The organism is Bibersteinia trehalosi (genome assembly GCF_004346205.1).
Taxonomy (GTDB): Bacteria; Pseudomonadota; Gammaproteobacteria; order Enterobacterales; family Pasteurellaceae; genus Bibersteinia; species Bibersteinia trehalosi.
Window position 1 is genome coordinate 17,875 of the sequence record NZ_SMAM01000007.1, and the last position, 22,939, is coordinate 40,813.

The 22,939-nt window shown below is 41.2% G+C and carries 19 protein-coding genes and 1 pseudogene; 8 read left to right on the plus strand and 12 right to left on the minus strand.

The window, feature by feature from the left end; genetic code table 11:
- Positions 1-244 precede the first annotated feature (244 nt).
- The 3 genes from tnpA (at position 245) to pyrG (ending at position 3,297) form a co-directional block, all read left to right on the plus strand.
- On the plus strand, positions 245-700 hold the full coding sequence (gene tnpA / locus EDC51_RS08065; protein WP_131928645.1) for an IS200/IS605 family transposase: 456 nt from the start codon (positions 245-247) through the stop codon (positions 698-700).
- 80 nt (positions 701-780) lie between these two features.
- Complete coding sequence (locus tag EDC51_RS08070) at positions 781-1,560, plus strand: TroA family protein (protein ID WP_131928646.1); 780 nt, start codon at positions 781-783, stop codon at positions 1,558-1,560.
- A 102-nt stretch (positions 1,561-1,662) separates the two neighbouring features.
- Positions 1,663-3,297 (plus strand): glutamine hydrolyzing CTP synthase, encoded by a 1,635-nt coding sequence (pyrG, locus tag EDC51_RS08075; RefSeq protein ID WP_131928647.1) that lies wholly within the window; start codon positions 1,663-1,665, stop codon positions 3,295-3,297.
- An 83-nt stretch (positions 3,298-3,380) separates the two neighbouring features.
- On the opposite strand, the gene EDC51_RS08080 is transcribed toward pyrG, so the two are convergent.
- The 3 genes from EDC51_RS08080 to zipA form a co-directional block, all read right to left on the minus strand.
- Positions 3,381-3,887, minus strand: coding sequence for a DUF2301 domain-containing membrane protein (locus tag EDC51_RS08080; RefSeq protein ID WP_131928648.1), 507 nt, complete (start codon positions 3,885-3,887; stop codon positions 3,381-3,383).
- Between the two features lie 17 nt (positions 3,888-3,904).
- Positions 3,905-5,917 carry an NAD-dependent DNA ligase LigA gene (gene ligA / locus EDC51_RS08085; protein ID WP_131928649.1) on the minus strand — a complete coding sequence of 671 codons (2,013 nt, stop codon included), beginning with the start codon at positions 5,915-5,917 and terminating at the stop codon, positions 3,905-3,907.
- A gap of 65 nt (positions 5,918-5,982) precedes the next feature.
- On the minus strand, positions 5,983-6,855 hold the full coding sequence (zipA, locus tag EDC51_RS08090) for a cell division protein ZipA (RefSeq protein ID WP_015432010.1): 873 nt from the start codon (positions 6,853-6,855) through the stop codon (positions 5,983-5,985).
- 109 nt (positions 6,856-6,964) lie between these two features.
- Here zipA and cysZ point away from each other — a divergent pair, with 109 nt between their 5' ends.
- The gene (gene cysZ, locus EDC51_RS08095) at positions 6,965-7,795 is read left to right on the plus strand and encodes a sulfate transporter CysZ (protein ID WP_131928650.1); all 831 of its coding nucleotides are present in this window, start codon (positions 6,965-6,967) and stop codon (positions 7,793-7,795) included.
- A gap of 31 nt (positions 7,796-7,826) precedes the next feature.
- On the opposite strand, the gene EDC51_RS08100 is transcribed toward cysZ, so the two are convergent.
- The 8 genes from EDC51_RS08100 to nudE form a co-directional block, all read right to left on the minus strand.
- Positions 7,827-8,165 (minus strand): hypothetical protein, encoded by a 339-nt coding sequence (locus EDC51_RS08100; RefSeq protein ID WP_064318217.1) that lies wholly within the window; start codon positions 8,163-8,165, stop codon positions 7,827-7,829.
- Positions 8,166-8,249: 84 nt separating this feature from the next.
- Complete coding sequence (gene gnd / locus EDC51_RS08105) at positions 8,250-9,704, minus strand: decarboxylating NADP(+)-dependent phosphogluconate dehydrogenase (protein ID WP_131928651.1); 1,455 nt, start codon at positions 9,702-9,704, stop codon at positions 8,250-8,252.
- Between the two features lie 98 nt (positions 9,705-9,802).
- The gene (locus EDC51_RS08110; protein ID WP_131928652.1) at positions 9,803-10,168 is read right to left on the minus strand and encodes a n-acetylglutamate synthase; all 366 of its coding nucleotides are present in this window, start codon (positions 10,166-10,168) and stop codon (positions 9,803-9,805) included.
- A gap of 15 nt (positions 10,169-10,183) precedes the next feature.
- Positions 10,184-10,882, minus strand: a complete 699-nt coding sequence (pgl, locus tag EDC51_RS08115) for a 6-phosphogluconolactonase (protein ID WP_131928653.1) — start codon at positions 10,880-10,882, stop codon at positions 10,184-10,186.
- Positions 10,883-10,960: 78 nt separating this feature from the next.
- A complete protein-coding gene (zwf, locus tag EDC51_RS08120; RefSeq protein WP_015432016.1) occupies positions 10,961-12,448 on the minus strand; it encodes a glucose-6-phosphate dehydrogenase in 1,488 nt (495 codons plus the stop codon).
- A gap of 22 nt (positions 12,449-12,470) precedes the next feature.
- Positions 12,471-13,289 carry a 3'(2'),5'-bisphosphate nucleotidase CysQ gene (gene cysQ, locus EDC51_RS08125; RefSeq protein WP_015432017.1) on the minus strand — a complete coding sequence of 273 codons (819 nt, stop codon included), beginning with the start codon at positions 13,287-13,289 and terminating at the stop codon, positions 12,471-12,473.
- A 52-nt stretch (positions 13,290-13,341) separates the two neighbouring features.
- Positions 13,342-13,731 carry a hypothetical protein gene (locus EDC51_RS08130; RefSeq protein WP_025267252.1) on the minus strand — a complete coding sequence of 130 codons (390 nt, stop codon included), beginning with the start codon at positions 13,729-13,731 and terminating at the stop codon, positions 13,342-13,344.
- A complete protein-coding gene (gene nudE / locus EDC51_RS08135) occupies positions 13,721-14,266 on the minus strand; it encodes an ADP compounds hydrolase NudE (protein ID WP_015432019.1) in 546 nt (181 codons plus the stop codon). The genes EDC51_RS08130 and nudE overlap by 11 nt, the downstream gene beginning before the upstream one ends.
- A 309-nt stretch (positions 14,267-14,575) precedes the next feature.
- On the opposite strand from nudE, the gene focA reads away from it, so the two are divergent.
- From focA to pflA, 4 genes and pseudogenes are all read left to right on the plus strand, one after another.
- Positions 14,576-15,400, plus strand: coding sequence for a formate transporter FocA (focA, locus tag EDC51_RS08140; RefSeq protein ID WP_131928654.1), 825 nt, complete (start codon positions 14,576-14,578; stop codon positions 15,398-15,400).
- Between the two features lie 149 nt (positions 15,401-15,549).
- A complete protein-coding gene (gene pflB, locus EDC51_RS08145) occupies positions 15,550-17,874 on the plus strand; it encodes a formate C-acetyltransferase (protein ID WP_025289050.1) in 2,325 nt (774 codons plus the stop codon).
- A 169-nt stretch (positions 17,875-18,043) separates the two neighbouring features.
- Positions 18,044-19,315 (plus strand): annotated as a pseudogene (gene hutW / locus EDC51_RS08150) (heme anaerobic degradation radical SAM methyltransferase ChuW/HutW); the annotation flags it as partial.
- Between the two features lie 116 nt (positions 19,316-19,431).
- Complete coding sequence (gene pflA, locus EDC51_RS08155; protein ID WP_015432023.1) at positions 19,432-20,169, plus strand: pyruvate formate lyase 1-activating protein; 738 nt, start codon at positions 19,432-19,434, stop codon at positions 20,167-20,169.
- A gap of 125 nt (positions 20,170-20,294) precedes the next feature.
- Here pflA and adhE read toward each other — a convergent pair whose 3' ends face one another.
- Positions 20,295-22,913, minus strand: a complete 2,619-nt coding sequence (adhE, locus tag EDC51_RS08160) for a bifunctional acetaldehyde-CoA/alcohol dehydrogenase (RefSeq protein WP_131928656.1) — start codon at positions 22,911-22,913, stop codon at positions 20,295-20,297.
- Between the last annotated feature and the right edge of the window lie 26 nt (positions 22,914-22,939).

The following is a 22,939-nucleotide window of genomic DNA, read 5'->3' on the forward strand; positions in this document are numbered from 1 at the left end:
TTACCATGATTCAGGGGCGTTGCCCCTGTGATGTAACTCAGGCGGTAGCACCGCCGAATTTTAGTAACCGATTACGCCGAAGGCGTTGTCGGTATAAGCAAGTTTTGTGATCTTGATCCCAAAATAAAATGACCAATATCGTTTTTCTTTTCGTTCTTCTATAAAGTACCGACAGCGGTAAACCGCAATCGGTTACCATAATTCAGGGGCGTTGCCTCTTTATTGTATATAGAGAAAAAGCGAGATGAGTTACATCAACCTAATTTATCATATTGTATTTAGAACTAAATACAGTACTTGGGCAATCAATGTTGAAAATGAGAAATTACTCTATCAGTATATTTGGGGATACATAAAACAACGAAATTGTAAGCTATATCAAATCAATGGTATGCCTGACCATATTCATTTGCTCGTTGGTCTACACTCTACAATTTCTATCGCTGATTTCATACAACAGCTAAAAAATGCAACACACCTTTTTATGGAACGCAATAAAGCGTATTTTCCTGATTTTTATGCTTGGGCAAAAGGTTATTGTGCATTAACTTATGCTGAAAAAGATAAAGATATGATCAGTCGTTACATAAAAAATCAAAAACAACATCACCAATTTCAATCATTTGAAGATGAAATGAAATTTTTATTGAAAGACAGTGGTATAACGATAGATAATAATTTTTTTGATCGAAATATATGATTTATATCAGCGATATAAGACACCGCCGAATTTAGATAACCGATTATGCCGAAGGCGTTGTCGGTAATATAATAAAAGCAATGAAAAAGCTCTCATTACTTCTCTCTTTTTTATCCACATTTGCTTATTCAGAACAATTCGTCTCGCTCAATCTATGTAGCGACCGTTTATTAGCGGAATTTGCTCGCTCTGAACAAATAGCCGCAATGTCACCCTATTCTAAAAAGCCGTTGATGATGTTAGATAAGGTCAATATTGATAAGCCTGTCGTTGAGCCACAACTGCTGGATCTGCTGCCTTATCGAGACAAAACGATTTTGCTTAATGAAACCTTTTATCCCCAGTTAGTGAATCAGCTTAAAGCCTATGGATTTAAACTTTTTCCGCTAAATGATAATCCTCAAACGGCGGAAGAGCTATTTGAGTTGATGTTGCAGTTAGGCAAGCTCACTAATAATCAAGCCTATGCAGAAAAGATCGTTTCCCATTTGCGTTTGCAAAATTTTCAGCTAAATCAACCGCTTACAGATACACTTTTTCTTTCTGAGACGGGTATGGTGTATGCCCATTTACCTCAATATCAAACACTATTGAAATTGTTAGGCTTAACGCCATTAAAAAGTGATTTAACCGAACAAAATTTCTCATTGGAAAAACTCATTCTCGCTCAACCGAATGTGCTGATTAAACTTGCGGATCGGCAAGGGTATAATGAACGAGCAGAGTTACTCAAACACCCTATTTTGCAAAAAATGTATCAAAATAAACCGCTTGCAACCTTGCCGATGAAATATACCTACTGTTTTGATCATGGTGTGTGGCAAGGGGCTGAGCAAGTCTGGCAGCAGTTACGGAAATAGACATAGCCTTAAGCTGAAAAATCCTGTAAACTATGCTCCCGTCTTGATGGTACAAAACCATTCTTCATTCAATTCTGATTATCCCAATAAAAGGCAGCCAAAATGACAACGAATTATATTTTTGTGACGGGCGGTGTGGTTTCTTCTTTAGGGAAGGGCATTGCGGCAGCGTCTCTTGCATCTATTCTTGAAGCGCGTGGCTTAAAAGTCACGATGATGAAATTAGACCCTTATATCAATGTCGATCCGGGTACAATGAGCCCAACCCAGCATGGTGAAGTGTATGTGACTGAAGACGGTGCAGAAACCGACTTAGATTTAGGTCACTATGAGCGTTTTATCCGCACTAAAATGACCAAAGCGAACAGCTTTACTAGTGGTAAAATCTACTCAGAAGTATTACGTAAAGAGCGTCGTGGCGACTACCTTGGTGCGACCATTCAAGTTATCCCACACATTACCAATGAAATTAAAGACCGTGTCATCGAAGGCTCACAAGGCTTTGATGTGGCGATTATTGAAGTGGGTGGTACTGTGGGCGATATTGAATCCTTACCATTCCTTGAAGCATTGCGTCAATTGGCGGTTGATGTTGGTCGTGAAAAAACCTTATTTATGCATTTAACGCTTGTGCCATATATCCCAACTGCAGGCGAAGTAAAAACCAAGCCAACTCAGCATTCAGTGAAAGAGTTGCTTTCTATCGGTATTCAACCCGATGTATTGATCTGTCGTTCAGATCGTATGATTCCACCGAACGAACGTTCAAAAATTGCTTTGTTCTGTAATGTGCCTGAGCGTGCTGTCATCTCTTTAAAAGACGTAGGCTCTATTTATCAAATTCCAGCATTACTCAAATCACAAGGCTTAGATCAATTTGTGTGTGATCGTTTCCACTTAAAAGCAAAAGAAGCGGATCTATCTGAATGGGAACAAGTGCTTTACCAACAAGCCAACCCAACAGGCGAAGTCACTATCGGTATGGTGGGCAAATATGTGGAATTGCCAGATGCGTATAAATCGGTAAACGAAGCCTTAAAACACGCGGGCTTAAAAAATCGTTTAACGGTGAATATCAAGTACATTGATTCGCAAGATGTGGAAACCAAAGGTGTTGATGTATTAAAAGGGGTAGATGCAATTTTAGTGCCGGGTGGTTTTGGTTATCGTGGGGTAGAAGGTAAAATTATGACCGCCCAATATGCCCGTGAAAACAAAGTGCCATATTTAGGGATCTGTTTAGGTATGCAGATTGCCTTAATTGAATATGCGCGTAACGTCGCTGGCTTAGAAGGTGCAAACTCCACTGAGTTCGATAAAGATTGCAAATATCCAGTAGTCGGCTTAATTACCGAATGGAAAGATGCTGAAGGTAATGTTGAACAGCGTTCTGATGATTCAGATTTAGGCGGCACAATGCGTTTAGGCTCACAAGCTTGCCATTTAGTGGAAGGCTCAAAAGCAAGAGAAGTCTATGGTGCGGAAACCATTTATGAGCGTCACCGCCACCGTTATGAAGTGAATAACTTACTTTTACCGCAAATTGAAAAAGCGGGGTTAAAAGTCAGTGGTTTATCCGCAGACCGTAAACTGGTTGAAATTATCGAAGTGCCAAATCACCCATGGTTTATTGCCGCACAATTTCACCCAGAGTTCAACTCAACACCTCGGGATGGACACAAACTGTTTGAAGGCTTTGTAAAAGCAGCAAAGACTCATCAGGATAGTCAAAAATAAGTAAAAATAAAGGGGCGTTTAACGCCCCTTTATTTTTCATTTCTTTCTTCTCTGAGGGAAGTATCTTGCGTAGTAGGGGGAAATTAAACCTGATATTTTCCTTTGTCCCCAATATCAAAATGCAACGGCATTCGCCATTTCTGTACACTTAAAAATAAGGTTAAAATACTACACAAAATAGCAAGCGGTAAAAATAACCAATAAATTTGCAAAACGATAGCAAACCATAAAATGGCAAGCAAAATCGGCTGGAAATTCAATCCCCACACTCGGAAGCAAAAATACTCTTTATAGCATAACCCACCTAGTACAAAAAAACTCGCCCCCAAAGCCAAATTTTCTACGCTAAAAACTTGGCAAAGCAAGCCTATCCACATCACAAATTGAAATAAATAGCGGAAATTTTTCAGATACAGATGTAATGAAGAGGCGAGCATTGTGCCAGCGATGAGTAATCCAACCTGAGCCATAGAAGATTGAAAAGGCAGAAGTAATAACATTATTGCGGCTAGCACAAAGCCATTACGGTAGATGATTACTGTAAGATAATCCCAAAAATCCATGGGTGATTTAATATGTGGATCTGCCATTTATCTTTCTCCTAAAATTAAAGCTCCGCAAGTTGGATTAAATCTTGCTCGCTGAGTACTGGCACTCCTAACTCTTGTGCTTTAGCAAGTTTTGAGCCTGCTTTTTCCCCTGCAATGAGATAAGCCGTTTTGCTAGAAACACTACCAGATACCTTACAGCCCAAGCCTTGTAAAATAGCTTTAGCTTGATCTCGGGTAAGTTGAGTGAGTGTACCTGTTAGCACGACTGTTTTATCTTTTAAAGGGTTATCTGCAATTTCTTGTTTTACCACATCTGCCCAATTTACCCCTTGAGCAATTAAGTCTTCAACCACTTCTACATTATGAGGCTCTTGCCAGAAACGTACAATGCGGTTTGCCACCACTTCGCCCACATCTTGCACGGCTTGCAAATCATCAAAAGTAGCTTGGCGGATTTTATTTAGTGTACCGAAATGGTTAGCCAGATTTTGTGCGGTTGCTTCGCCGACATCACGAATCCCCAGTGCGAATAAGAAACGGGCAAGGGTCGTATTTTTGGCATTTTGGATACTGTTTAGTGCATTTTGTGCCGATTTTTCGCCCATTCGTTCTAAACGCATGAGTGTCGTGTGATCGAGTTTAAACAGATCTGCAGGGGTATGCACTAACTCGCGTTCCATTAGCTGTTCGATCAGTTTTTCGCCTACGCCATCAATATCCATCGCTTTACGGGAAACAAAATGTTTTAAGGCTTCTTTGCGTTGGGCTTCGCAGAATAAACCACCGGTACAACGTGCCACAGCCTCGCCTTCCACCCGAACCACCGCAGAATTACACACGGGACAAGCGGTTGGAAATTCGATTTTTTTTGCAAAATCAGGGCGTCGTTCTAAGACCACGCCGACAATTTGTGGAATCACATCACCTGCACGGCGAATAATCACCGTATCGCCAATCGAAATGCCGAGGCGTTCAATTTCATCGCCATTGTGTAGTGTGGCATTGCTCACCGTTACGCCTGCGACAAATACGGGTTCTAATTTTGCCACTGGGGTAATAGCCCCTGTTCTGCCCACCTGAAATTCCACATCGTTTAGCACCGTCATCTCTTCTTGCGCGGGGAATTTGTAGGCAATTGCCCAGCGTGGGGCGCGAGAAATAAAGCCAAGCTGTTCTTGTAGAGCAATATCGTTCACTTTTAAAACGGTGCCGTCAATATCATAGTCGAGTGAGCTGCGCTTTTGCCCGATAGTGTGATAGAAATCAAGTAATGCTTGTTTACCTTTAGCAAGGCGAATTTCATTGTTTACTGCTAAGCCTAGCTCTTTCAGCCATTGTAAACGGGCATGATGGGTGCTTGGTAATTCATCATCACTTTCAAAAATACCGATACTGTAAGCATTAAGCATAAGCAAACGTTGGCGAGTGATTTTAGGGTCGAGCTGACGTAGCGATCCTGCTGCTGCATTGCGTGGGTTGGCAAAGGTTTTTTCGCCTTTTTCTAGTGCGGTTTGATTGAGTTTTTCAAAACCATTATGCGGCATAAAGACTTCACCACGCACCTCTAAACGATGTGGCGGGTTTGGTGTGTTGAGCTTAAGCGGAATGTTACGAATAGTGCGGATATTTGCCGTAATATCTTCGCCTGTTGTGCCATCGCCACGAGTTGCCGCTTGGGTCAGAATACCGTCCACATAGAGAATACTCACGGCCAAACCGTCTAATTTTGGTTCGCAACAAAATTCCAATTTATTGGCATTAACCCCAATACGATCTTCAATCCTTTTTAGGAAACCATCTAAATCTTCCTCGTTAAAAGCGTTGTCGAGAGAAAGCATTGGTAATTCATGCTGAATTTGGGCAAAGCCATCGAGTGGTTTGGCTCCGACACGCTGAGTAGGTGAATCTGGCGTAATGAATTCAGGGTGTTGCCATTCTAGATTTTTCAGCTCATTCATTAAACGGTCGTACTCCGCATCGGGAACGAGAGGGTTATCTAAAACGTGGTAGTGATACTCATAGTTGCGTAAGGTTTTACGCAGTTGCTCTAATTGGGTTTGAATGCTCATTGGTAAAATACTTGATAAAAAAGACCGCTTGTTCAAGCGGTCAGGAAAATAGATTTTTTTACAAATTATTGGGCACGAATACGCTGCACATACTCTTGGCGAGAACGTTCATCAAAGATCTGTTGTTGATCGTTTAATACAAATCCCCCGAGTGATTGTGCGAGGCTATCAGCTGTATTGATCATAATGCGTAAATTAGCCAAATCGTTAGTTGGTGATGGTAAGTGCATAAAGAAGACTAAGCCAACGGTTGCAAAGTTTTCGATGTTATTTAAATCGAACACACCTGGTTGCATCATATTGGCAACGCTAAAGAGTATTGGACTATCAGTGTTATCAATATGACGATGGAAAATATGGTATTCGCCATATTGCAAGCCTAAATTTTCTAAATGTTGTACCACATTTAAGCCGTTGAAATAGCCACCTTCTGGTGCGACAACATAGAGGGTTAGCATATTATTTTCAGACGTATTTTCTGTGCTATTCGGTTCTTGCACAGGCTCAGTTACGCTGTTTTCATTTTCACTCTGAAGGCGAATTTGGGTTTCTTCCACATATTCTGCTTGTGCAACAGGTTGTACTTCAACTTGCTGGGTAAAAATATTTGCTTGTGGCTGGGCAATATTATTTTCAGCTTGATTTGGTAGTTTAATATTGATTTCACGAACCTGATTATCAATTTCTTGCTGCTCAGCTTGCCAACGCTCAGGACTATCAAATTCATTGGCTTGAGTTTGCTGGCTAAAGCCCTCCGGTTTTAATGTGCTAGGAATTTCCGCATTGCTTTGTGAGCCGACAGGGGCTGATACGGGGCGAGTCGAAAAAGTATTGGAGAAAACCCGTGATTTTTCACGACGTGCAGACCATAGACTGTAGCCCACTAAAAACGCAATTAGTAACCCAGCTAGAATAAAGAAAAGCGTTGATGTTTCCATTTTGTCCTCATAGCTCAAATAATCATCAGAATAAGATTTTCACACTTTGCGAAAAACGTTGCATAGCTTACCATACTTCTCTGCAAATTTTGAGAACAAAAGGTTGAATATGTCTTCTGTATTTAATACACCAGAAAGCCAAGCAGGCTTAGGGTTACAATATTTTATACATGGCTGGAAATTGATTTTCCAACGCCAATTACTGCCATTTGTTATTTTTCCTATATTGATTAATGCGCTTTTGATGGCAGGTTTAATTTGGCTTTTCTTTGCCAACATCGGTGGATTACTGGAAAGTCTTCTGCCTTCGTGGTTGGAGTGGCTTAGTGTTGTCCTTATTCCACTTATCTTTTTGCTGATTTTAGTTGGCTTTTACTTTGCTTTTACCACGTTAGCTAATTTTATTGCAGCCCCCTTTAATGCATTATTAGCCGAAAAAGTTGAGCAACAGCTCACAGGGGAAAATTTAGCAGAAATGCGTTTTACTGAATTACTTAAAGATGTGCCAAGAATGTTAGCTCGGGAATGGCGCAAAATGCTCTATAGCTTACCACGGCTGCTTGCTCTGTTTATTCTTGGGTTTATTCCTGTATTGGGGCAAACTGTTGTGCCTGTGCTGGCTTTTATTTTTAGCGCGTGGTTACTGGCTATTCAGTATTGCGACTACCCGTTTGATAATCACAAAATTAGTTTTGCCAGAATGCGAAACGCATTGAAGGAACAGCGAGTAATGAATTTTACTTTTGGGGCATTGGTTAGTTTGTTTATGGTAATTCCATTTATTAATTTGGTTGTCATGCCTGTGGCGGTTTGTGGGGCAACAGCAATGTGGGTGGGGGAGTATCGAAATTTCTTTCTTGATAAAACAAATGATGGATTAGCCTACCAAAAGCCATCTTTACAAGATAAACGGCAACGCGGTATTGTGCCAAAAGCATAAATAAAGGCGGAAAATACCGCCTTTTAGTTAATCAATGTGTTTTGGCGTGATTGGCAGGTTTTTCAAAGCCTTTTGCTTTTAAACAAGCTTCAAATTTTGCCATATCGTCTTTACTCGTTAAGCCTTGATGGCACTCTTTCATTGCTTTTGCTAATTCAGGGTTTGAGTGATGATGCATTGGCGGATGGTTTTTAGGCATTTCAAAACCACGTTGTGCCAAGCAATTATGCACAGCCTCGTGTCCTTGGTGTGCTTTGTGGCACTCTTGAATCGCTGTTTCTAATGCTTGATTGTGGTGTGGGTTTGCTGGCTCCTGAGAGCAAGCGGTTAAAGCAAAAATAATGCTTGATAGTGCAAATAATTTTTTCATAGATAAACTCCAAATATAGAAAGAAAATGAAATTTTAATGAAAAAAGAGGGGAAAATAAATTCCCCTCTTAGCTATTGTATTAATTACACATCGTATGTGGTTGATGCTGTGTTACCGCCACGACCTGTCCAGTTAGTATGGAAGAACTCGCCGCGTGGTTTGTCAGTACGCTCATAAGTGTGCGCACCGAAGTAGTCACGTTGTGCTTGCAGTAAGTTTGCTGGCACACGCTCTGAAGTATAACCATCTAAGAACGTGATCGCAGACGCCATACATGGCATTGGGATACCCACTTCGATAGACTTCGCTACCACTTTACGCCAGTCTGCCATCGCATTTTCTAAAATGCCTTTAAAGTAGTCATCTGAACCTAAGAATACTAAGTCTGGATTCGCTTCATACGCATCACGAATGTTGCCTAAGAAACGGCTACGAATGATACAACCTTCACGCCATAAAAGTGCGGTTGCACCATAGTTAATATCCCAACCAAAGTTTTCTGACGCTTCACGAATGAGCATAAAGCCTTGTGCGTAAGAAATGATTTTTGAAGCAAGTAACGCACGACGTACCGCTTCAATCCACACTTTTTTATCGCCTTCAACAGGGCTGATCGTTTTGTTGAATAATTTAGAAGCCGCCACACGTTGATCTTTAAATGAAGAGACGCAACGAGCAAATACTGATTCAGTGATTAGGGTTAATGGGATACCGAAATCTAACGCATTGATACCAGTCCATTTACCTGTGCCTTTTTGACCAGCGGTATCTAAGATTTTCTCAACTAACGGTGTGCCGTCTTCGTCTTTGTAACCTAAGATATCGGTGGTGATGTCGATTAAGTAGCTGTCTAATTCAGTTTTTTTCCACTCTTGGAAAATCGCTTGCATTTCATCGTAGCTTAAACCTAAACCGTCTTTTAAGAATTGGTAAGCTTCGCAAATTAACTGCATATCACCGTATTCGATACCGTTGTGAACCATTTTCACAAAGTGACCCGCACCTTCTTTACCCACCCAGTCACAGCAAGGCTCGCCTTTGTCGGTTTTCGCTGAAATTGCTTGTAAAATCGGTTTAACGTGTTCCCACGCTTCAATGTTACCGCCCGGCATAATAGAAGGCCCGTGACGTGCACCTTCTTCACCGCCTGAAACACCGGTACCGATAAAACGAATACCTTTCGCCGCTAAATCTTTAACACGACGGTTTGAATCAGGGTAGTTTGAGTTACCACCATCAATAATGATGTCGCCTTCTTCTAAGTGCGGTAGTAATGCATCAATAAATTGATCCACTACTTCACCGGCACGCACCATTAACATCACTTTACGCGGTTTTTCTAATTTCGCCGCTAAATCTTCTAACGAATAAGCACCGATAATATTTGTGCCTTTCGCCGCACCTGCTAAGAACTCATCCACTTTTGAAGTAGTACGGTTATACGCTACCACTTTAAAGCCGTTGTCGTTCATATTTAAAATTAAATTTTGGCCCATTACCGCTAAACCGATAACGCCGATATCGCCTTTTTGTGACATTGTTTGCTCCTATTGTTTTTGATTCTATGCAAGCGGTCAAATTGGTAACATTTTTTGCAAATTTGACCGCTTGTTAATATTTATTGACCTAAAATAAATTACACTGCCATTTGGCTGTGTAATGCCGCTGTATCTATTTCAATAATTTGGGATTGCCCCGTTTCCAATGTATCAAGCCATTGCCAATGTTCATAGCCAACTAATTTTCCATTTTCCACAGAAAATGTTGTTACACAATGCCCGAGACGATTTTCTAATTGATGATTTAAATGTTGGTAACTAAACTTAATTTGGCTATCTGAAATCCATTTACCAATTAAAAATCCCTTTAAAATTTCCCCACCGTGATATTCAGCCCAAATTACGTTGTCTTGCTGAAAATAGAAGAAATGGGTTTGATTACTCACTTCTCCATTTTCACTATTTTGCAAAGCTGTAAAGATTTTATTGTTAAGGTTGAACATAGCTAAAACTTGTTGTTAAAGATCTTTCGCAGCCTCACTATCCAAATACCATTCCGTTACTCCCTCTTTCGCCTGAATTTTGGCTGCTGGATAAGGTAGATTTTCTGCCTGTGTGGTTTGGATTTCTTTTAAAATTTCTGCTTTGCTTGCTCCTGTAACCAAATAAGTAATGCGTTTTGCTTTTTCAATGAGTGAAGCGGTTTTGGAAATGCGGATTTGCCCAGTTTCAGGATGTTTGGCAATGACAGCAACATTTTGATCGTTGAAATCGGTTTGATGTGGGAAAAGTGAAGCGGTGTGTCCGTCGGTTCCCATGCCTAAAATAATCCAATCAAACGCCAAGTTAGGCACACAAGCGGTCAATTCTTGCGAAAATCTTGCAAGTTCTTGTTCCGCATTTTCTTCACCACGAATGCGGTGAATATTTTCGCTTGGAATGTCGATGTGATCGAACAGTAATTTCTGCACTTCGCCGTAGTTACTTTCGGGATCGGTTGGGGCAACCATTCGATCATCGCCCCACCAAAAGTGTAGATTTTGCCATTGAATTTCGGTATTAAACGGGGCTTGAGCTAAGGTTTTGAATAATAATTTGGGGGTTGAACCACCAGAAAGGGAAATATGTACAGGACGGTTTTGATGACTGTATTCGATAAACTCTTTAGCAATTTGTTCTACCGCTGCTTGGGCGGTGGGGAAAATTTGGGTATTCATTTGATGTTCCATTTGTGAGGGCGTATGTCATACGTTCTTTTGTGATTATGGGCGTACGATGTACGCCCCTACAACCATTTAAACTTTTTTCTTCATTAATCCTGACGGTTTACGCCATACTTTACCGTGTTTAGCGATTAATTTATCTGCTTCAGAGGGCCCCCAGGTGCCAGCTTCATATTCATAGACCCTGCCACTTTTAGCTTTGTAATCCAAAATAGGTTGCACAAAACGCCAGCAAGCGTGTACTGCATCTGTTCGGGCAAATAAGGTCGCATCCCCTTTAATTGCATCAAGTAGTAAGCGTTCGTAAGCCGTTAATAAACTAGAAGCCGAGCTGAGATCTGCATAACGGAAGTCCATTGAGACTTCTTTTGCTTCGAAACCTGCTCCTGGTTTTTTCAAGCCGAAACGCATTGAGATCCCTTCATCGGGTTGAATACGGATAATCAATTTATTATCGGGTGCATTTTGACTAAATACAGGGTGTGGCGTAGTTTTAAAGTGAATCACCACTTCGGTGACTCGGGCCGGTAAACGCTTACCTGTACGAACATAGAACGGTACGCCAGCCCAGCGCCAGTTGTCGATTTCACAACGTAATGCCATATAGGTTTCGGTATTTGAATCAGCCGGTACGCCTTTCTCTTCTAAGTATGCAAGGACTTCTTCCCCATCAACCTTACCACGAGCATATTGCCCTAACACAAGGTTATTTTTGATATCATCACTTGAAAGCGGGTGTAAGCAGTGTAGTACTTTTGCGACTTCATCACGCATTGAATCAGCATTGATAATTGCCGGCGGTTCCATTGCCACCATTGCTAAAACTTGTAGTAAATGATTTTGGAACATATCACGCATTGCACCTGAGCCATCGTAGTAACCGCCACGCTCTTCAACGCCGATACTCTCCGCTCCCGTAATTTCTACATAATCAATAAAGTTACGGTTCCAAAGCGGTTCAAACAAACCGTTAGAAAAACGTAGCACTAATAAGTTTTGCACTGTCTCTTTGCCAAGATAGTGGTCAATACGATAGATTTGGTGTTCAGCAAAATATTTATGAATTTGAATGTCGAGTGCTTTGGCTGTTTCAATGTCATAGCCAAATGGTTTTTCCACAATAATGCGTTTCCAGCCATTCTCTTCGGTAGTTAAGCCGTGAGCTGCAAGACACTCTGGAATTACACCATAGAGGCTTGGTGGGGTAGAAAGATAGTAAAGGGTATTACCTTGAGTTTGGTAGATTTCGTGCAGTTCGCTTAAGCGTGGGAGTAATTTGGCATAGTCTGCAGCATCAGCAGTATTTACTGCTTGATAGTAAAGATGTTCGCAAAATTTTTCTAAAATTTCACCGCTTGCATTTTCTGATTTTTGCAGGGCATTGAACATTTTTTCACGAAAACTGATGTCATTTAATTCCGAACGAGCAACGCCGAGTACAGAAAAGTTTTCGGATAGTCTGCCAATACGGTAAAGATGAAAAAGGGCGGGAATTAACTTGCGGTAAGTCAGATCGCCTGACGCACCAAAAATCACAATGCAGGTATTATCTGCGTTCATAAAAGCTCTCCTAAAAATAGATTTACTGGCGATGAAAAGCGAATACTTGTTGCCAGTTATATTGTTTGTTCCCAACCATAATAAACGGTGGGTTAATAAAGGTCTCACGCTGGTTATAAGTTAGCGGTAGAAAGTTTAAATCAAAAATTTCACCACCACATTCTGCTAGTAAAATTTCGGGCACAGCCGTATCCCATTCTCCAGTTGCTCCTAAGCGGATATAGCAATCAGCTTTGCCTTCTGCGACTAAGCCTGCCTTGAGACTACAGGAGCCAAAGCGAGTGAAGTTAGCTTGGTAAGGGGGCAAAATTGCGGGCTCAATTTTTTGGATATTTACGCTCCCAATAGTAATTTGTAAGCGGTGCTTTTCTGGTAATTTTTTGCAAATACCGGATAAGTGAGTGCGGATACCATTTTCCAATAGAAAAGCCCCTTGTCCTTTTAAGGCAAAATAGGTTTTATTTAGAATTGGGGAATGGATAACGCCAAGCACTGGTCGATTGTGTTGCACTAGGCCAATTACGACTGAAAATTGATCAGTGCGATCGATAAATTGTTGTGTGCCATCAAGGGGATCAATTAGCCAGTATTCTTGCCATTGACTGCGTTCACTCAGAGGAATTTTTTGCCCTTCTTCAGAAAGAATAGGAATATTTGGCGTTAATTGTTGCAGTTGTTCGATAACAAACTGGCTAACAAAAAGATCTGCTTCTGTAACGGGGGTGTGATCGGCTTTAATTTGTACTTCAACCGCGCAAGCATAGAAACGCTTTAAGTGCTCACCTGCTTGTTGTGCAATGTGGAGAACCTGATCAAGAAGTGTTTGATTTAATTGCTGCATAAAACCCCCGGAAAGAAACGGCATATCATACCGTAAATTTAGTGAAATGTCGTTAATGACTTGAACGTTTGCGTAGGAATAAGCGTAAGCATAACAATGCATACATCATGGCTGCCAAGGCGTAGCTGAAAGTATAGAGTAAGAGCATTAAACTATGTTCAATCAATGAAATATCTGTTTCAGGCTTGCTAATGGCAAAAGGAATGATGATTAAGCCATAAAGAAAAAAGATTAAGCCGCTAAAAAATGCGATAGGAAAGAGATGCTGGCGATGATAATTAAATTTAACGCAAATAAGAGCAAAGAAAAAAGCTGGTATAGCAACACTGCAAAAAACTATCGCAAAATTAGTCAGCGAAAAATGGCCAAAAACACCAGTCAGTAAGAAAAATGTGAGTTGGCTAAGAAGGGGAAAAATCCAGAGAATTGCCTTATTGTGCATTTTTTAGGTACTCTTTTAATAAAAATAATGCGGAAAGATTACGCGACTCTCCAAAATTTGGATCGGCAAGTAGCTCATCTATTTTTTCTAGCGGATAATGAATAATCTCAAGTGGTTCTGGTTCATCTCCTTCTAGTTGAGAAGGATAGAGATCTTGGGCAACAAAGAGATGCATTAGCCCATACATATGGCTTGGGCCGCTATAAAGTGGGCGGAGAGGTTCAATTTTCCGAGCAGCAAATCCGATCTCTTCTTGTAACTCACGATTAGCACTTTCAATGGGCGCTTCACCTTGATCTACAATTCCCTTGGGAAAGGTCAATTCATAACGTTCAGGACCAACTGCATACTCTTTTACAAAGATAATGTGGTTATTGTGGATCGGGACAATCATCACCGAACTCCGTCGCTGCGGAGTTAAACGTTCATAGGTGCGCTCAGCACCATTAGAAAAACGTAGTTCAACAGATTGCACTTCGAAAATAGCGGTTTTAGCGATAACTTTTACATCAAGAATTTCTGGCACTTGCTTCATTTATTGTCCTTGTTAAGTGTATTCGATACACATTTTAGCTTAAAAATGCTTAGATGCTCTAGGGCTATTGATAATTCCAATTAAATTGCATAATTCTTCGGGTTGATGGGAATTGTGATTTCTTGAGCGATTTGTTTGTGAACTAAATGTTGTTTTTTTGTATCCAAAAAGTAATCGTTTGCTTGGTTTTGGGCATGGTTTGATATGGATCAAGAAAAAATGTGATGAAGTTCACATTTCATTTGAGCGTAAAATGTGCCCTCATTATAATTCCACCAGTTTTAATTATTTTTTCATTACTTAAAATAAATGTATTCTCCTACCGAAATGGCAAAAATTGCTGAAGATGCAGCAGTTGCTAAAGCCACCAAACATCAATTCTATTCTTTTATTTCTGCGATTACTGCAGGGGCATTTATTGCCATTGCGTTTGTCTTTTATGCGACTAGCCAAGTAGGAGCCAGCGAATTACCGTGGGGTGTGGCAAAGGTTTTAGGTGGTGTGGTGTTTTCATTAGGTGTCACAATGTGCGTGGTGTTTGGTGCAGAGCTTTTTACGTCAAGCACAATGACAGTGATTGCCAAAGCAAGCAAACGTATTACCCTTGCTCAAATGTTGAAAAACTGGGGAGTGGTTTATCTAGGCAACTTTATTGGGGCGATTTTAATCGTACTACTCACGTGGTTTAGCGGTGAAATAATGGCGGCAAAAGGGCAATGGGGATTGGTCATTTTAAACACCGCTCAACATAAAATCCATCACACTGCGTTTGAAGCTTTCAATCTGGGGATTTTTTGTAATTTAATGGTCTGTATTGCGGTATGGATGGCTTATGCGGGCAAGTCATTAACCGATAAAGCCTTTATTATGGTATTACCGATTGCAATGTTTGTTTCGGGCGGTTTTGAACACTGTGTGGCAAATATGTTTATGATTCCAATGGGGATTTTGATTCATAGTGCAGCGGGCCCTGAATTTTGGGCAATGATTGGTATGGATCCAGCTCAGTTTGCCGATTTAACCGTAGCGAATTTTATTAGTAAAAACCTAATTTGGGCGACACTGGGTAACATTGTCGGTGGTGCATTCTTTATTGCAATGGTGCAGTGGTTTTTGCATTTGAGAAAGCATTAGAAATCTCCCCTCTTTGCTAAAGAGAGGGATCAGGGCAAGGTGGAATAAAAATTTCCAACAAGCGGTCAAATTTTGTAGATTTTTGACAAAAACATACCGCTTGTCATTCATAATTATCAACACTTATTTTTATTTAACGAGGACTTAAAATGACTCAATTAAATGAAGCTCAACAACAAGCGTGGGCAGGTTTTGCTGGTGGCGATTGGCAAACCGAAGTCAATGTACGTGACTTTATTCAAAAAAACTATACGCCATATGAAGGTGATGAATCATTCCTAGCAGACGCTACCGAAGCGACAACCAAACTTTGGAATGATGTGATGGAAATGATCAAAGTGGAAAACAAAACCCACGAGCCGTACGACATTGATACGGATACGCCATCAACCATTACTTCACACGCACCGGGTTATATCAATAAAGATTTAGAAAAAATCGTTGGTTTACAAACGGATGCCCCATTAAAACGTGCAATTATGCCATTTGGTGGGATCAATATGGTGAAAGGCTCTTGTAAAGTTTATCGTCGTGAGCTTAAACCAGAAATTGAACATATCTTTACTGAATACCGTAAAACCCATAACCAAGGGGTATTTGATGTTTACACCCCAGATATTTTACGCTGCCGTAAATCAGGCGTAATTACTGGCTTACCAGATGCTTACGGTCGTGGCCGTATCATCGGGGATTATCGCCGTATGGCACTTTACGGTGCAGACTTCTTAATGGCAGACAAAAAACGCCAATTCGATTCACTTCAAGCTCGTCTTGAAGCTGGTCAAGATATCCAAGCGACAATTCAATTACGTGAGGAAATCGCTGAGCAACACCGTGCATTAGGCAAAATGAAAGAGATGGCAGCAAGTTACGGCTATGACATTTCTAAACCAGCAACCAACGCTCAAGAAGCGGTACAATGGGTTTATTTCGCATACTTGGCGGCGGTGAAATCACAAAATGGTGCAGCAATGTCGTTTGGTCGTGTTTCAACTTTCTTAGATATCTACATTGAACGTGACTTAAAAGCCGGCAAAATTACTGAGCAAGAAGCTCAAGAGTTAATGGATCACTTGGTGATGAAATTACGTATGGTGCGTTTCTTACGTACCCCTGAATACGATCAATTATTCTCTGGTGACCCAATGTGGGCAACCGAAACCTTCGCAGGTATGGGCTTAGACGGTCGTACGTTGGTCACCAAAAACAGCTTCCGTTTATTGCATACCCTTTACACCATGGGGCCATCACCAGAGCCAAACTTAACTATTCTTTGGTCTGAAAGCCTACCAGACGGTTTCAAACGTTATGCGGCGAAAGTGTCTATTGAAACATCATCTGTACAATACGAAAACGATGATTTAATGCGCCCAGACTTCAACAACGATGACTATGCGATTGCGTGCTGCGTAAGCCCAATGGTGGTGGGTAAACAGATGCAGTTCTTCGGTGCGCGTGCGAACTTAGCGAAAACCTTGCTTTACGCAATCAATGGTGGTGTGGACGAGAAATCAGGCGACCAAGTTGGCCCGAAAACAGAGGCAATCACTAGCGAATACTTGGATTACGATGATGTAATGCAACGCTTAGACGGCTTTATGGACTGGCTTGCAACCCAATATGTGACGGCGTTAAACATCATTCACTTTATGCACGATAAATATGCGTATGAAGCCGCATTGATGGCATTACACGACCGTGATGTATTCCGCACAATGGCATGTGGTATCGCAGGTCTTTCTGTTGCGGCAGACTCACTTTCTGCAATCAAATATGCGAAAGTAAAACCAATTCGCAGTGATATTGAAATCAAAAATAAAGCAGGCGAAGTGATTGGTGTGGCGAAAAACGTGGCAACCGATTTTGAGATTGAAGGTGAATATCCACAATTTGGTAACAATGATAACCGTGTGGACGATATTGCGTGCGACTTAGTTGAGCGCTTTATGAAGAAAATTCAAAAATTGGGTACATACCGCAATGCAACCCCAACTCAATCTGTTTTAACTATCACATCAAACGTGGTTTACGGTAAGAAAACAGGTAACACCCCAGATGGTCGTCGTGCAGGTGCACCATTCGGCCCAGGTGCAAACCCAATGCACGGACGTGACCAAAAAGGTGCGGTAGCCTCATTAACTTCTGTGGCGAAATTACCATTTGCTTATGCGAAAGATGGTATTTCTTACACCTTCTCTATCGTACCAAATGCGTTAGGTAAAGATTTAGAAGCGCAAAAACGCAACCTTGCAGGCTTAATGGACGGTTATTTCCACCACGAAGCGGAAGTGGAAGGTGGTCAGCACTTAAATGTAAACGTGCTTAACCGTGAAATGTTGTTAGACGCAATGGAAAATCCGGAAAAATATCCGCAATTAACCATTCGTGTATCAGGTTATGCGGTACGTTTCAACTCTTTAACCAAAGAGCAACAAATGGACGTAATTACCCGTACTTTCACTGAGAGTATGTAATCCATTTTGTAAAATCTGAATGGTATTCAACCGCTTGTAGCCCAAGGTTACAAGCGGTTTTTTATGTCGATTGTTAGCAAAATAGATAATCATTGATAGAAATCAATATCATTTATATTGTGTTCGGGTATAAAGCTCACTTTCATTCGTGTTATTGAGGACTCAAAGTATGATTACAACTCAAACTTGGCAGCCATGCCAAGCTGCACCAACGGCTTTTCCTGAGCGAAAAGCACTTATGCCAATTTGGGGAGGCGAAGCAGTCACACCAGAATTGTGGCAACAAGTATGGCTAAATGCGCGTAGTCGTGCGTTAAATGAAGATGCGCTTGCCTATATTCATATTCCATTTTGTGCAAGCCACTGTGTTTTTTGTGGTTTTTATCGGAATGCTTGGAAAGATGATTACAGCAAGATTTATACAGATAAATTGATAGAAGAACTTGCCTTTGATCGCTCACTATCCCAAGGGAAAGGCAAAATTAAAGCCGTTTATTTTGGTGGCGGCACACCAACAGCATTACATAAAGAAGATTTGGTACGTTTAATTCAAGCTTGTTATCACTATTTGCCCTTGGCTGATGATTGTGAATTTACCTTAGAAGGACGTATTAGCCATTTTGATTTAGAAAAAGCAGCAGCTTGTGTAGAAGCTGGAGTCAATCGGATTTCCATTGGCGTGCAGACATTTAATTCGGCGTTGCGGAAACGCTTAGGACGTAAGCATAGTGGTGAGCAGGCTTATCATTATCTGGAAGCCTTATGTCAATTAAATGCTGTGATTATTGCAGATTTTATTTTTGGTTTACCTAACCAAAATGATGAAATTTGGGCGAAGGATATTGAGCTTGCAAGCCAGCTTCCTATTGCAGGCTTGGATATTTATGCTTTTAATAATTATCCATTTTTGCCAATTAACCGCCTAATTCAGCATGGTACTTTGCCACAGCCTGCTAGCGCTGAAATACAATCTCAGCACTATGCTTATGCGGTAGAGAAGTTAATACAAGCAAATTGGCAACAGGTGAGCAATAACCACTTTGCTTATCCTGGGCGAGGAGAGCGAAATTGGTATAATACGCTAGTTAAGTCAAATATGGATTGCTTAGCTTTTGGTGCTGGTGCTGGTGGTAATTTTGGCGGTTATAGTTTTCAAGTACAGGCATCTTTGCCAGAATATTTGGCTACAGAACCTCAACAGAAAGCCATTTCTTATTTGAGTAAGCATGGTGTAAATAAATCGTTATTGAGTGAGGTACAGCATAATATGGAACTGGGTATGATAGACACCTCACTTTTTCAAGGCAATCTACAAGCAATGCAATTACTGGATGAATGGCAGTCTTTGTCATTATTAAAAATCACTTCAGACGGAGTTGCGAAACTCAATACTAGTGGGCGTTACTGGTCACCTACACTGGTACGCCAACTTATGCTGACATTTTCAGATCATACACATCATTAACGTTAATGATTTGTCGGTAAGTGTAATAGTTCCGCGCCTTCTCTCATAAAATAACGTATAATAGCGCTAGTTGAAGTATAAAAAGGATATTTATGGCTATTGCACGTTATCACTCCTATGAATCTTGCGGTACAGTTGATGGACCGGGGATTCGTTTCATTCTCTTTTTACAAGGCTGCTTAATGCGTTGTAAATATTGTCACAATCGCGATACTTGGGATTTAGAAGGGGGAAAAGAAATCTCTGTTGAAGAGCTAATGAAAGAGGTTGTGACCTATAAGCATTTTATGCGGGCTACTGGTGGTGGTGTGACAGCATCAGGTGGTGAGGCTGTGCTACAAATGGAATTTGTTAGAGATTGGTTTCGAGCCTGTAAAGCCGAAGGGATCAACACTTGCTTAGATACGAATGGTTTTGTACGCCATTACAGTGAGTTAGTTGATGAAATGCTAGATGTAACAGACTTAGTCATGCTTGATCTCAAACAGCTCAATGAAGAGGTTCATAAAGATCTCATTGGGGTATCGAATAAACGGACGCTAGATTTTGCAAGGTATTTACAAAAACGCAATCAACGTACATGGATTCGTTATGTGGTTGTACCTGGATATACTGATGCCGATGCCGATGTACATTTACTTGGGCAATTTATTCAAGGTATGGATAATATTGAACAAGTTGAATTGCTTCCTTACCACCGTTTAGGCGCGCATAAGTGGAAAACATTAGGCGAAGAATATGAGCTAGAAGATGTGCGTCCTCCGACAAAAGAGAGTCTTGAGCATATTAAATTGATCATTGAAAGTTACGGGCATAAAGTGAAGTTTTAAGAAAATTAAGGGAAAACAATCGCTTGTTTTCCCTTAATTTTTTGCAAAAAAGCGGGTAGAAATACCCGCTTGTACGGCATTTGGTGCATTGGCTACATAATGCCGTGCTTGTATTGTACTAAGCCTTATTTGCCATAGTAGGCTTTGGTCATTAACTCCTCCATATCCGCAACCATCGCAAGACGTGGGTTAGCAGGGGTACATTGGTCTTCAAAGGCGTTGAATGCCAGTTCTCGACGGGCTTCTAAGAACGCTTTTTCATCAATACCTTGCTCTTTTAATGACATTTTCACGCCACAGCGTACAGAAAGATCGTGCACTGCTTTCGCGTAAGATTCCACCCCTTCAGCAGGTGTGCTTGCTGGTAAGCCAAGCATGCGGGCAATATCTTGATAGCGGCGATCAGCCACATAATCAGTATATTTCGGCCAAGTTGCCACTTTGGTTGGGCGAGTACCGTTATAACGGATAACGTGTGGCAATAAGATAGCATTGGTACGACCGTGAATAGTATGGAATTTACCGCCAATTTTGTGTGCCATTGAGTGGCAAATACCAAGGAATGCATTAGCAAATGCCATACCTGCCATGGTTGAAGCGTTGTGCATTTTTTCACGTGCAACTTCATCAAATTCTTTGACCGATTTTTCAAGATTTTCAAAGACCAATTTAATCGCTTGTAATGCCAAGCCATCAGTATAGTCATTTGCAAGCACAGAAACGTAAGCCTCTGTTGCATGTGTGAGCACATCTAAACCGGTATCAGCAGCAACTGCGGGTGGGACAGACATCACTAATGCAGGATCGACAATCGCGACTGTTGGCGTTAAAGAATAATCCGCAAGAGGATATTTAATGTCACCATCGGTAATCACTGCAAATGGAGTCACTTCAGAACCTGTACCCGAAGTGGTTGGGATCCCAACAAATTTGGCTTTGCGTCCTAATTGTGGGAATTTAAAGGCGCGTTTGCGAATATCCATAAATTTTTGCACTAAATCACGGAAATCGACTTCTGGTTGTTCATAGAAAAGCCACATCACTTTGGCGGCATCCATTGGTGAACCACCGCCTAATGCGATGATAGTATCTGGTTGGAAGCTACGCATAAGTTCTGTGCCTTTACGCACGGTTTCAATACTTGGGTTTGGCTCTACATCGCAGAACAGCTGGTAGGTAACTTTATTACGGCGTTGGCGTAATTGTTCGGTAATTCTATCGACAAAACCGAGATCGACCATTGCTCGGTCGGTGACGATCATGACTTTTTCCGCATCTTTCATTGATTTTAAATATTGAATAGAATCGCGCTCAAAGTAGATTTTTGATGGCACTTTAAACCACTGCATATTATTTCTCCGTCTGCCAACCCGTTTAATATTTAATAAGTTCACTGCACTTACATTGTTGCCCACAGAGTTTTTACCGTAAGAGCCACAACCTAATGTGAGTGATGGCAAGAATGAGTTATAAACATCACCAATACCACCAAAGGTAGAAGGCGAGTTCCAAATGACACGAATGGCTTTTACACGTTCCCCAAACGTTTTAGCAAGTTCGCTATTTTGGGTATGGATTGCCGCCGAATGTCCTAAGCCATGGAAATTCACCATTGCTTCAGCAAGTTGTAAACCGTGTTCGGTATTATCGGCTTTTAACAATGCTAAAACAGGCGAAAGTTTTTCACGGGTAAGTGGTTCAAGTTCGCCCACCTCTTTACACTCAGCCAATAAAATATTGGTATTTTTCGGCACAGAAAAGCCCGCTTGTTCTGCAATCCAAAAGGCAGATTTTCCCACTACTGCCGAATTTAATTTTGCGCCTGCACAGCTTGCTTTATCGGCTTTATCAACCCCGAAAATAAATTGTTCAAGCAGGGCTTTCTCTTTTTTATTAACTAAATATACGCCATAAGATTGCATCTCTTGTACAAACTCATTGTAGATCTCTTTATCTACAATAGCGGCTTGCTCAGAGGCACAAATCATACCGTTATCAAATGATTTTGACATTACAATGTCATACACCGCTTGTTTAAGTTTAGCACTTTTCTCTACATAGGCTGGCACATTGCCTGCCCCCACGCCCAGTGCTGGTTTACCACAAGAGTAAGCTGCTTCAACCATAGCATTTCCGCCAGTGGCAAGAATAGTCGCAATGCCTTTGTGTTTCATTAATAAAGATGTGCCTTCCATTGATGGTGTTTTAATCCATTGGATACAATCTTTTGGTGCACCTGCCGCAACAGCTGCATCATAGACAATTTGTGCTGCGTGTGCAGAGCATTGTTGTGCAGAAGGGTGGAAGGCAAAAACGATAGGGTTACGAGTTTTGAGAGCGATGAGTGCTTTGAAGATAGTGGTAGAGGTTGGATTGGTTGTTGGAGTGATACCACAAACGACCCCGACAGGATCGGCTATTTCAGTGATACCAGTGACATCGTCTTCACTAATTACACCTGCGGTTTTAAGATGCCGCATATTATTGACGACATATTCACAAGCGAAGAGGTTTTTAGTGGCTTTATCCTCAAATACCCCACGTCCTGTTTCTTCTACCGCATGTTGGGCGAGCACACCATGCTGATCAAGAGCGGCAACAGAGGCTTTCGCCACAATGTAATCGACTTGGGCTTGGTCAAGTAGACGGAAAGCATCCAATGCTTTAAGCCCGCGTTCAACCAGTTCATTAACTTCGACTTGAGCATCATACGGTTGAGCTTCAACCACTTTTTTTGCTGTCATTTTAGTTTCTCCATAAAGTTTTAAAA